Origin of the sequence: Chryseobacterium sp. Mn2064, assembly GCF_049319685.1 — a bacterium.
In the GTDB taxonomy this organism is placed as follows: domain Bacteria; phylum Bacteroidota; class Bacteroidia; order Flavobacteriales; family Weeksellaceae; genus Chryseobacterium.
Genome location: NZ_JBMOUE010000009.1, coordinates 113,127 through 125,197, shown reverse-complemented (window position 1 = coordinate 125,197; position 12,071 = coordinate 113,127). Strand labels below are relative to the sequence as shown.

8 protein-coding genes are annotated in these 12,071 nt (G+C 34.0%); 7 read left to right on the top strand and 1 reads right to left on the bottom strand.

Translation table 11 applies throughout. From position 1 onward, the window contains the following. Positions 1-245 precede the first annotated feature (245 nt). The 5 genes from ACL9RH_RS23375 to ACL9RH_RS23355 all read left to right on the top strand — a co-directional run bounded on the left by ACL9RH_RS23375 (position 246) and on the right by ACL9RH_RS23355 (position 6,643). Complete coding sequence (locus ACL9RH_RS23375; RefSeq protein WP_422695735.1) at positions 246-1,412, top strand: T9SS C-terminal target domain-containing protein; 1,167 nt, start codon at positions 246-248, stop codon at positions 1,410-1,412. A 152-nt stretch (positions 1,413-1,564) separates the two neighbouring features. Then, positions 1,565-4,216 (top strand): 4-alpha-glucanotransferase, encoded by a 2,652-nt coding sequence (locus tag ACL9RH_RS23370; protein WP_422695734.1) that lies wholly within the window; start codon positions 1,565-1,567, stop codon positions 4,214-4,216. A gap of 139 nt (positions 4,217-4,355) precedes the next feature. Continuing rightward, positions 4,356-5,381 (top strand): hypothetical protein, encoded by a 1,026-nt coding sequence (locus ACL9RH_RS23365; protein WP_422695733.1) that lies wholly within the window; start codon positions 4,356-4,358, stop codon positions 5,379-5,381. A gap of 178 nt (positions 5,382-5,559) precedes the next feature. Beyond that, positions 5,560-6,006: a hypothetical protein gene (locus ACL9RH_RS23360; RefSeq protein WP_422695732.1), complete on the top strand. Its 447-nt coding sequence runs from the start codon at positions 5,560-5,562 to the stop codon at positions 6,004-6,006. A gap of 127 nt (positions 6,007-6,133) precedes the next feature. Then, complete coding sequence (locus ACL9RH_RS23355; protein ID WP_047098215.1) at positions 6,134-6,643, top strand: ferritin; 510 nt, start codon at positions 6,134-6,136, stop codon at positions 6,641-6,643. Positions 6,644-7,152: 509 nt separating this feature from the next. On the opposite strand, the gene ACL9RH_RS23350 is transcribed toward ACL9RH_RS23355, so the two are convergent. Beyond that, complete coding sequence (locus tag ACL9RH_RS23350) at positions 7,153-10,335, bottom strand: UvrD-helicase domain-containing protein (protein ID WP_422695731.1); 3,183 nt, start codon at positions 10,333-10,335, stop codon at positions 7,153-7,155. A 158-nt stretch (positions 10,336-10,493) separates the two neighbouring features. On the opposite strand from ACL9RH_RS23350, the gene ACL9RH_RS23345 reads away from it, so the two are divergent. Together ACL9RH_RS23345 and ACL9RH_RS23340 are read left to right on the top strand one after the other, a co-directional pair. After that, positions 10,494-11,240, top strand: a complete 747-nt coding sequence (locus ACL9RH_RS23345) for a hypothetical protein (RefSeq protein WP_422695730.1) — start codon at positions 10,494-10,496, stop codon at positions 11,238-11,240. 6 nt (positions 11,241-11,246) lie between these two features. Next, positions 11,247-12,071 (top strand): hypothetical protein, encoded by an 825-nt coding sequence (locus tag ACL9RH_RS23340; RefSeq protein WP_422695729.1) that lies wholly within the window; start codon positions 11,247-11,249, stop codon positions 12,069-12,071.

The window sequence follows — 12,071 nt, the reverse complement described above, 5'->3', positions numbered from 1 at the left end:
TTTATCTGTTCACTCTGTAGGAGGACAAACCAATCTATTACTTTTTCTTCAGTAATAAATATTGGTAATTTTAGCATAACGATTACAATCTAGCTAGGATTATCTTATATTGGTTATCATAATTGTATCATTAATAATAATTCGTTGTAAAATTCATTTTAATTTGATGAAATTATTGTTTTTTCTTATGGAAATTGCGTAACTTAGTCATACTAAAATGCTTACGAATCTAAAATATACATATTATGAAAAAACATTTATTCCCTCTATTACTATTACTCTTAGGTGTTAATGCACAAGCCCAACAGGATTTCTTTGCTATTGCCGGGAAAGACACCCAAAGTATAAACTTTAATGATTTTCGTGTAATTGATGTTGCTAATGGTATCTCAGAAGATAAACTATTTACAGCAGAATCTTCTGCTAGAGTATTTTCTCAGGAGAGAAGAGCCGTTTTGTCAGAAGATAAAACTTCTTATAATCATTCCCAAGCAATGACAATCGCAGCATTGGCTTATGATCCGTCTAATAATAATTTGGTATATATGCCGATGTTTTCTTCTAACATTTATGTATTCAATCCACAGACAAAAGAAATTACGCTGGTAGAGAATACAGTTGCCAGAGTATCTTCTTGTGATATCAATTCCCATATAACAAGAATGGCAACGGGATATAACGGAAATATTTATGCTATAAATAATGCCGGAACGCAATTGTTAGAAATCAGTAAGAAAGGTAACCAATATGTGGTGAACGATTTGGGAATTATTAAGGATGATATTTCCAATGGTAAAAATTCATTTACTGCTATAGAGACAGGATTTGGAGGAGATATGGTTGTTGATGCCCATAACAACTTCTATATTTTTTCTGCTTCAGGAAATGTTTTCAAAGTTTCTCCCAAAGATTTACAGGCAAAATTTGTAGGTAAAATTTCCGGTATTCCGGATAACTATTCTGTGAATGGTTCAGCGGTAAATGCACAGGGAAAAGTTGTGATTGGAAGCGCAAAAGGAGCTGCTTTATATGAGGTAGATCTTGAGACTCTCGATGCAAAAGAATTACCAGGTGAAAAAGGACTGCATATCTATGATTTTGCTAGTAAATATTTCATCAATGATAAAGCTGCTGCAGCAAATACATTGACGAATATTGATATCTATCCAACCCGAATTGATGAGCATTTTATCAATGTGCATATTAACAATAAAAAGGTAAAAGGAAATATTAAACTTAATGTTTTCGACATGTCGGGGAAAAATATAATGAACCAAAATTTATCTGTGAAAGAGGGGTCGCTTGATCAAAAAGTGTACTTAAAAGAACTCATTGGTGGCGCATATATTATAAGCATTACTGATGATACTGGTAAAGTGATATTGAATAAAAAAGTTTTGGTTACTAGGTAATCTGTTTCTTTCAACATTCAATAAATATAATATCCAAAGATTGAATTCATTAAAACCTTTTCAAGTGTGTTGGAAGGGTTTTTTAATGATTATTTGATATTTAATAAGTTTTATTTTTCGATATTAAAATGTACTTTTATAAAAAAATATAGATGAAGCTATACTTTAATGTAGGATATATTGTAAAGGCTGGAGAAAATCTTGAGCTAGTGATTGGTGAAGAAGGTACTTCGGTTCATATCCACACAATGTTTTATGCAGAGAATGGTTCATGGAAGGCAGAAGTAGATTATTTTTCAAAATCAATCACCTACTTATACCGTGTTGTCAATGAAAAAGGAAATGTTTTAAGAGAAGAATTTGTTTCGCATCATCTTAATTTTCCCCACAATTATAAGGAGTTTATTATTTTTGATGAATGGAATAACAAGAATTTTCCGGAAAATTATCTGAACAATAAAATTCTTTACAATAAACTACATGATTTCGTTTCTGAAAAAGCTCCCATCTTAAAAAAACATACCCATTTATTTAAAATTGAAGCTCCTATCTACAATCCGGATTGGAGAATCGTATTATTCGGAAATACAGTATCCCTTGGAAGCTGGGACTACGAAAAAGTGATTCATTTAGCCCAGACAGATTTCGGTCTTTGGGAAGTATCTGTTGAGATCCCGGAAAATGAAATAATTCAGTTCAAATACTGTATTTATGATCTTAAAGAAAAAAGGGTAATTGATGTTGAAACAGGAGAAAATAGATTCACAACAGCCAATCCGCTGCCAGATGTTCTGCAGATTGTTTCCAATCATTATTTTAGATTTAAGGCTTACCAGATGTACCATGATGCAGGAGTCGCAGTACCGGTATTTTCTTTGAGAAGTGAGGACGGATTCGGAGTTGGAGAATTTTCAGATATTAAAAAACTGGCTGACTGGTCTAAAGAGACCAACCTTGGAATTATTCAGATCCTTCCGATTAATGACACAACAGCAAACTATTCCTGGACGGATTCTTATCCTTACGCAGCAGTATCAGTATATGCCCTCCATCCTCAGTATATCTCATTGGAAAAGCTTGATTTTTCTTTACCGAAAGAATTAGTTAGTGAGTATCTTGTTGAAAAAGAGAATTTAAATGCTCTTGATTTGATAGATTATGAGAAAATGATTACAGGAAAATGGAAGTATTTAAATGCCGTCTTCAATACCCAGAAAGATAAAATCTATAAAGACAAAAACTTCAAAAACTTTATCAAAGACAATGAGCACTGGCTTATTCCTTATGCCGCATTCTGCGTATTAAGAGATAAATATAATACTCCCAACTTCAACGATTGGAAAACTCATAAAAAGTATATTGCAGGGAAAATCGCCCAGCTTTTTACGACTAAAAGTAAAGACTATGATCTTTCGATGCTACACGCATGGGTGCAATATCAGCTCCATGTACAATTGAAAGATGCTGTTGACTATACCCACAAATTAGGAATTTCTTTAAAAGGAGACCTTCCGATTGGTATCTACAGATATTCAGTTGAAGCGTGGACAGAACCTGAATTATTTGGAATGAATTTCCAGGCAGGAGCACCGCCGGATCAGTTTACAGAACTTGGCCAGAATTGGGAATTCCCAACCTATAACTGGGAAGCCATGAAAGAAGATGATTACCGTTGGTGGAAAAACAGATTCAAAGCATTAGAGCAATATTTTGATGCCATGAGAATTGATCATATCCTTGGTTTTTTCAGAATCTGGAGAATGCCGATTTCTGCAACTCAAGGGATTTTAGGATATTTTTATCCAGCTGTTCCTATTGTTGCAGATGAGTTCAAAGCGCTGCAGATTCCATTTAATTTTAACAGATACTGTAAACCGTTTATCAACAAACAGATCTTATGGGAAATTTTTGGTGAGCAAAGTGGAAAAGCTCTTGAATTTATCGACAATAATCAGGATGGTACCTATTCATTCAAAGTAGAATTTGATACCCAAAGAAAATTGGCAGATTTCTTTAAGAAGAATCCACGGGGTCCTCTTGAAGAGAAACTGATCTCCCTTTGTGCCAATGTTTTATTTTTAACAGAGGAAAGAGGCGGTAAAACAGTTTATCACCCAAGATTTAATGTCTATAATACAGAATCATATAAATATCTTACAGAAGGGGAGCAAAAGAGTATTTATGACCTCTATCACGATTACTTCTTCAGAAGACAGGATCACCTGTGGTATGAAAAAGCGATGGAGAAGCTTCCAGTCATCTTAAATGCGACCAAAATGCTCATCTGTGGAGAAGATTTAGGAATGGTTCCGGCATGTGTACCGGTTGTAATGGACGAACTGGCTATTATAGCCCTGAAGGTTCAGCGTATGCCTTCCGAGAATATTCCGTTCTACGATCCGAGAAGCGCTAATTATATGAATGTGGTTACAGCTTCTTCTCACGACAGTTCAACGTTGAGACAATGGTGGAAAGAAGATCCTGCGTTAACACAGAAATACTTCAACCAACAGCTGGTTCAGTATGGAAAAGCTCCTGAAAGCCTAAGTCCCCATTTAGCTGAAATTATTATGAAACAGCATCTGTATAATGAGGCTATGTTGGCTATTTTCCCTATCCAGGAATTTCTGGCAACCGATCAGGAACTTTCAAATAAGAAAATAGATAATGAAAGGATTAATAATCCGGCAGTTTTCCCACATTACTGGCGTTACAGAATGCATATAAAGCTCGAAGACCTGAAAGAAAAGCAAACATTCAATGAAAAAATTGGTGCTTGGATAAAAGACAGTGGAAGAGTGTAAATTTAACAATTGATTATCAATTACTTAAAGATATTTTAAAAGAAGTTTAATCTAAGGATTTAACTTCTTTTTTTTATTTGAATCAAAAAGATAGAATTGAGATATTCTGCTATATATTAACCAATTAACAACTATAGAGATGAAAAAAATATTTTTAGGATTAGCTCTCGGCTTAGGCATTTTGATGTCTGCTCAGGGGTATCCGAATAATGGTTGGGGTGATGATGGGTATTCTCAGAATGGAGGATATTATTCAGATGAAGATGATAGAAATTATTTCCCTGATGATTATTATTATAACTATCCTCAGGATTATTACCCGAGCAATTATTACCAAAGCTATTATAACGATTATAGAAACAGTATTATTAATATCGACTGGAATGGCTTCTTCGTGCAGAATAGATTAAGCCGTTGGCAGGTAGATCAAATTATGAGACTTAATAATCTGTATGCAAGTTTCACCGCTTGGGATAATTTTTACAGATACAATCCGGATAGATGGTATTATGATAGATTTTATGCTTTAGAAAGAATTTTAGGACCAAGAGTATTTGTTGTTTTTCAGAACAATTTCTACAGAGGTTCTAGCCCGATTGTTTACTTCCAAAACTATAGAAGAACATATTACGTTCCGAGATATGCTGTAATGCCAAGATATAGAAATATCAATATCAATATCTACAGAGTAGACAGATCGAGTTTCCGTAGAGTAGACAATCCTACTTTTAATATTGTCAGAAGAGATAGCAGAGCCAATAACGGATTCCGAAATAATGATAATTCGAGCTTCCGTAATCCAAATAATAATAATGGAGGTTTCAGAAATGATAATAATGGAAGCTTTAGAAATAACACAGGAGGTTTCAGAGCAAACTCAGATAATAATGGAGGTTTCAGAAACAACACTGGAGGATTCCGTGGAAACAGTGATGCAAAACCGGAAAATACTCCTGCACCTTCAAGAGATAACGGAGGATTCCGAGGTAATAATGGAGGCGGTTTTAGAGGAAATGCAGAAGTAAGAAGAGAGAGTGCTCCTGTAAGAGAAAACAATGGAAGCTTCCGAGGAAACAATGGAGGTGGATTCAGACAAAAATCTGAAAGTTCTGCTCCTAGCCAAAACAGTCGTGGCGGATTTAGGACCAGTTTAGTTAAGAATTAATTTTCATATATTATATTTAAGTGGTGTGAAGGACAGGTTTTTATAATCTGTCCTTTTTTTTATTTATGTTTATTTTATTTGTGTTAAAATTTAACATTATTTGTGACTATGTTAATTTAACTTCTGTTTTTTTTCATTATCAAAAAGATATAACAACAATTAATAAAAATTTTAAGAGATGAAAAAATTAGTTTTAGCAATAGCACTTATCGGAATGGGAAGCTTTGCAATGGCACAACAGACAACTCCACAAGACAGGCAAGCAAGAGCTGCTGAGATGAAACAGAGAATGGAGCAAAAACAGCAGGAACGTTTGGCAGAAATGCAGAAAGACCTTAATCTTAACCAATCTCAGGTGGCTCAGATAAAAGCTCTTCAAGATAAAAGAAAAGGAGAAATGAAAGCGCAGTTTGAACAAAATAGAGCAGACAGACAGGCTAAGATTGAAGAAATGAAAGCTAAAAAAGTACAAATGGATGCTGACATGAAAAAAATTCTTACTCCTCAACAATATGATAAATGGCAGGCCGACAGAGATGCAAAAATGGAGCAGAAAAAAGTAGCCATGAAAGAAAGAAGAATGATGAAAAAGCCGATGAATACTGCTACACCTGATGTAAAATAATAGACAGTAATTTTGATTTTTTAATGTGAAAAGGATGGGAGTTTTTCCATCCTTTTTGTATTAATTTTCCGTAAAACTTTTGATTTCGGGCTTTTATTCCCTATTTTTGACTATAAATTTAATACTTATGGTTAGCGAAAAAATTGCAAAATTAATTAACGAACAGATTGCCCACGAACAATACGCCGCTCAATATTATCTTTCAATGTCTGCATGGTTTTCAGGAAAAGACCTTGATGGAATTGCGAACTACTTCAGAGTACAAAGCAAAGAAGAATTGATGCACGCAGATAAAATGTTTGATTATTTAAATGATGTAGGCGGGGAAATCATTATCGGGGAAATTGCAAAACCTCCGCATGAGTTTGAGAGTGCAACAGATATTTTTGAGAAAGCATTGGCACATGAGAAGATAGTAACTAAAAGTATTTTCAATATTGTAAAAAATGCTAACGAAGAAGGTGACTTTGCAACTACATCATTCTTGCAGTGGTTTATCAATGAGCAGGTGGAAGAAGAAGCGAGCGCTTCTCAGTATGTGACAAAAATTAAAATGGTGTGTGATAATCCATCAGCGCTATATCTTTTTGATCAGGAATTATCTCAGAGAGTATTTACTCCAAATACAACTGCTTAAAAACAGGAAATCTCTAAAATATAAAAACCGCTATCCAAAATGGAATAGCGGTTTTTTGTTTTATTTCAAAACTATATCTTTAGGTTTTGTTTATGGATTGATAATGAGTGACGTAATGGAGTGTAGTGAACCTTAATCTAAAATTTAAAAGCTTGTTTTTCGCCAATACTAAGGATTTTTTTTCTGTTGATGGCGTTGTATTTTAATTGCTGAAATAAAAACAACCGCTGCTAGGACAAGACTCGAAAAAAAAGATTTTACTATATTTTCTGTAGGCATATAGACATGTCCCTCTTCTGAAACCGGAGGATCTATACATTCAAGAATATTAAATATGACGACCCCCGAAATTGCCATCATCAAGAAACTTATAATAAATGAAATTAAGTATATTTTCATATTTAGTGAAAATCAATAGGTGTATTGTTGTTTAGTATTAATAAAAATAATAAATCATTTGAAATATTGGTTAGTTTTATTACATTAAATATAATTAACTTTTATATTATTTAAGAATTAAAACTCTCGAGATATATAATCTGAGTTTTCAAAACCTTTTTACCTAGCCTTTCCAGAATGTTTTTATAACCTTCAATTTGAGCTTCGTCTTTACTTTTCTGAGCTCCCGTTTTAAAATCAATAATAATATAGCCTTCTTCCCCTTTTAGAATCCTGTCAGGTCGGAAAATGTGACTTTCCCCTCTTTCAGAGATCATAATATCTTTTTCATTGATCACTTCCCATTTTTCATCAAAGAATTCCTGATACGTTTTTACAATATTTTGTAAGGTAGCCTGTATTGTTATTTGCTCTTCAAGTGTGATCTGGCCTTCCAATGCATAACCTTCCAACACTCTGTTGATATCTTTTTCCGTATTGATCTTCGATAAAAGTTCATGAACAAAGAGCCCGATTCTTACTTTCTTATTTCTTACCTGATAATTTTTGGAAGGAGTGGCAATTTTGATCGAAGTACTTTTTTCGTTAACATTTTTCAGATTCTGAATATTTTGAGTCTTGAAAGAAGAACTTTTTGTTTTAGAATGCTTTTTCAGCATTTCAGGATCTACTTCATATACATCAAACTCATCCGCATTTTCTGTGTTTTTTGTTTGAAGAAATTCCAAAAGCTCAAGATTATTCGAAGTTTTGTTAGCTTTTTGAAGATAAAAAAACAACTGCTCAACAGGTCTGGTCGTGGCTACATACTGAAGACAAAGTCTGTCAACCAGGTTTTTATAAGAATTTTTCTTATTAAACGACTGAATTTCCGTATCATACACCTCCAAATTTTTACTGAACTGATTGATATTGACCGATTTTAAAGCATTACTTTCATTCGTTTCAAACCAGTTGGTAAATTCATTATCCCGGTTCTTATTCATCATAGGAATAAAAACAATGGGAAATTCCAGCCCTTTAGACTTGTGAATGGTCATGATCTGTATCGCATCAATATTTTCCGAAGCCTGAATAGTGTAAGAAGAAGCCTCTTCATCCCAATATTTCAAAAACTCTTTTGTACTGGCACCCGCATTTTGTGTAAAATTGAATAACATTTCCAAAAAGTTTAGGAGGAAGTCAGTTTCCTTGTTTTCTACAGAAAATTCATTAATATAATATTCTATAAAATTGTAGAGATTGAATCTCGGAAAATTATCCTGTTTAAGCTGCAGGGAATATTTTTGTTGTAAAAACTGAAGAATCTCTTCATGGCTTTCAATATCCAGAATTTCTTTCATCTCCAGAGTGAAATCTGCCATATGAATTTTCCCCAAAGTATTCAGATGATACATCATCATGATCAGGCAGGGCTTATTTTTAGGGTTGATTTCCCATCTCAGAAACTCAATTACAGCCTTCAGTGTGTTAGAGAGTTCCAGCGTAAGGCCTTTATCGGAAATGGTTTTAATATTCGTTTCCTCGCCGCCATAGTTTACCTTTAAATTCCCAAGCTTTTGTGAATAACTGAAAATATCAAAATTTCCACGACAAAGAATCGTAATATCCGAAAACTTGAAACCATTGTTCAGACATTCCTGAATATCTTTCCGCATTCTTTCTGAGGTATCTTCATAAAACTCATCATTGGTAAGGTTTTCAATCAGGTTTACTTTTACACGGCCATCTATTTTAGACTTAGGATTTTGTTCCGCATCCAATCCGAAAATATTTTTATGTTCCTCTTCCAGATTTTCAGAGTGATAACGGTACAGCTCATTGTTGAACTGTACAATATTTCTGGCACTTCTCCAGTTGTCCTTTAAAACAAGAAGATCTGCCTGCTTGGGCGAAAATTCCTTTTTATTGATGATATCAAGCATCAGTTTGCTTTCTCCACCACGGAATCTGTAAATACTTTGTTTAGGATCTCCAACCAATGTAAATGAAGTATATTCTGTAGAAACGCTATGATCTCTCAGTGGTACAAAATTTTGCCATTGAAGCTCAGAGGTATCCTGAAACTCATCAAAGAAATAATGTTGAAACTGTGCTCCTACTTTTTCATAAATAAAAGCTGAAGGTTCATTCTTTAGATTTTCATTGATCAGAATATTGAATTTTGAAAGCAGAACAAGATCGTTTTCCTCTTCAATTTTTTGAAGTTCATCCTGAATATCCTTATTTACCTTTAAAGGGAGAAGGGCAGACAGGATTTTTTCTTTCTTTTGTGTTTCGATATAAAGAAGAATAAGCTGCATTCTGTTTTCAAGCAACTGATCAAGGATTTCGAAAATTTCAGATTCCTTGTGCTTTGATTTTGAAGAAGCTCCCTTTCTGTAATTGTTGATAACAGATTCTTCCTGAGTAGTTGGGAAAGGAAAACCTGCTCTTTTTTGCTGATAAAAATCGATCACTTTGGTAAAGAAACCTCCGATTCCGTTTTTACCTTGAGCGAAATCTTCAATCTCAATATTTCTGGATTTAAAGAGTTCAACAGATTGTACAGAAAGTTCGGCAGACTTCTTTTTATTTTGAACGATTTCTTTACGGAGCGTATTCTTTATGTTGTCATAACTCTCATCATCGAAACTTTTATTGTTTTTCAGGTGTTCGTAATGAATATCTTTTACAAACTCTTTCGCAGAGTCGTAAAGGTTTTTATTAAGGTTGATTCTTTCATTGTTTTCAAGACTATAATCCACATAATCCATGAAAGAATTAGAAATGTTTTCATTCTCACCAATCTGATCCAGCATTTTATCAACGGCCTCAATCAGATAGGGTTCTGCTTCAATTTCAAGATTGAAATTCTTAGCCAATCCCAATTCATAAGAAAAACTCCTTACCAGTCTTGAATTAAAACGGTCAATAGTCCCGATATTCAATGTTGAATAATTGTGGAGAATATAATCAAGAAGTTTTTTGGAACGATGATGAAGTTCATCTATTGTAATTTTTAAACCCTGTTCTTCAAAAGCTTTCTGAATATTTTTAAGATCCATATTCTCAGCGTATGCAGACGTGGAAAAATGTCCCAACCAGGAAAGAATTCTCTCCTTCATCTCGTTGGCTGCCTTGTTGGTAAAAGTAAGAGCAAGAATATTCCTTATCGATTGTTGCTGATTAGGATAACGGAGACAGATCATCAGAAGCCTCTGAACCAGGGCATATGTTTTCCCCGACCCAGCGGAAGCATTGATGACTGTATATGAATTTTGCATTGCTAAAAAAGAGAATTGAGACTGCAAGTTAGCTAAAATTTATATGAAACTTTAACAATTTGGATTGTGTATTTAACAGTTTGAGGGATAAAAAATTAAAAAGAAATATTAAAACACGTTAACTGTGGTTAAACTTATGGTAAAATTTAAAAATAATTTTAGCTTTGCTTTATAAAAAATAACCTGTGAAGCTTAAACTATTCTTTTTTTTATCGTTCATTTTTTTCATTCACACGCATGCCCAGACTTATATCTTTGGTAAGATCACTTCTGAAGACGGAGTAGAGATGCAGGATGTAAATGTGATCAATATCCGGACAGACGAAATGGTCATTTCAAACAGAGACGGACATTTTATGATTTCAGGAAAGCAAGGCGATGAATTACGCTTTGTAAAACCGGGCTATGAACGTCTCACAAAAAGAGTTTCACTGGAAAATATACAGGCTCCTATGAATGTAAGTCTTGTTCGGATGACTATTCAGATTCCTGAAGTAGAAGTGAAGCAAGGTCTTACCGGAAATTTGAAAATTGATAGCAAAGCCTATAATAAGCCTAAAAAAGTTGAGAAACTGGCGGCAGACATGGCAAACTATATTAAACAGAAGTCAGATCCGAGAATTCTGGCTGCCAGACCCGGTGAATTTGTACAACCTAAAGGGGAAGGTTTCAGTATTGGAAAAGCGAAAGATAAATGGGATGATGTCGACTTGGCGAGTTATATCAGAAAAAGCCTTGGGGATGATTATTTTACAGATCTTAAAATAGAAAAACCACTGATCGATCATTTTATTTATTATGTATTTGCTGGAGGTTTTGAAAGGAAAAAAATATTAAAATACGGATTTTGCAGTGATGCAGATCTGAATAGGTTTCAACGTTTTGTCCTAAACAGAATTTCCTCTTACCGTGCGCCACAAACCCAAAGATAGGTGATCATGGAAAGATATGTAAAACAGAGTTTGTGTACTGTGCTCATGCCTGTTGGCTCACTGATATTAGCTCAACAAAAGATTTCGGGAAAGATTGTAAAGAGTGGAGGAGCAGAGGTCAATCCGGTTTTAATAGTCAATCTTACCAATAATGAAAGAGTACAGAGTGATGATACGGGAAGATTTCAGATTGAAGTGTTAGAAAATGATGAGATTAGGTTTGTGAAAGAAGGATATTATCGTTTCAGTAAGAAAATTTCGAAAGAAGACCTCGATACTCCTTTGACGATTTCTCTTCAAAGAATGGAAATTGAAATTCCGGAAGTAAAAATACAATATAAACCCACAGGAAATCTGGCAAAAGATAGTCAACATCTTAATGAATCCAGTAAGGTGCAGAATTTAAAATCTGAGATGTCCGATTATATGTATACTCCTCTTAATGAACCTCTGCCTAATAACACGATTTCAAAAACGTTTACAGGACACGACTTCAAAGCCGGGCAGGTAGATTTATTAGGTGTTTTCAAAGCATTTTCAGGATTGATCAATAAGGCAACTCAACCCAAAATTACCAAAGCCAATTATTTTGAAACACAGGATTTTCTGGCCAGGGTAAAAAGAGACATTAATTTAGATTTTCTGAAAAGATATGGAATGGACGATGAACAGATTGATAAATTTCTTTTATATGCTAATAAAACCCGCTTGCTTGCTAAGAAATACCGCAAAAACTTCAAAGATGATGTTGTGGAATTTGAAATTAAGGTAGCGTTTGGAGAATACAAAAAACTAAATAATCTTGAAGGAACGCTTAATAATAAAGATTAA

Excerpts from the sequence above, each read along its gene's own strand:
- ACL9RH_RS23375 (WP_422695735.1), top strand. The coding sequence starts at position 246 with ATGAAAAAACATTTATTCCCTCTATTACTATTACTCTTAGGTGTTAAT.
- ACL9RH_RS23370 (WP_422695734.1), top strand. The coding sequence starts at position 1,565 with ATGAAGCTATACTTTAATGTAGGATATATTGTAAAGGCTGGAGAAAAT.
- ACL9RH_RS23340 (WP_422695729.1), top strand. The coding sequence starts at position 11,247 with ATGGAAAGATATGTAAAACAGAGTTTGTGTACTGTGCTCATGCCTGTT.
- ACL9RH_RS23360 (WP_422695732.1), top strand. The coding sequence starts at position 5,560 with ATGAAAAAATTAGTTTTAGCAATAGCACTTATCGGAATGGGAAGCTTT.
- ACL9RH_RS23355 (WP_047098215.1), top strand. The coding sequence starts at position 6,134 with ATGGTTAGCGAAAAAATTGCAAAATTAATTAACGAACAGATTGCCCAC.
- ACL9RH_RS23365 (WP_422695733.1), top strand. The coding sequence starts at position 4,356 with ATGAAAAAAATATTTTTAGGATTAGCTCTCGGCTTAGGCATTTTGATG.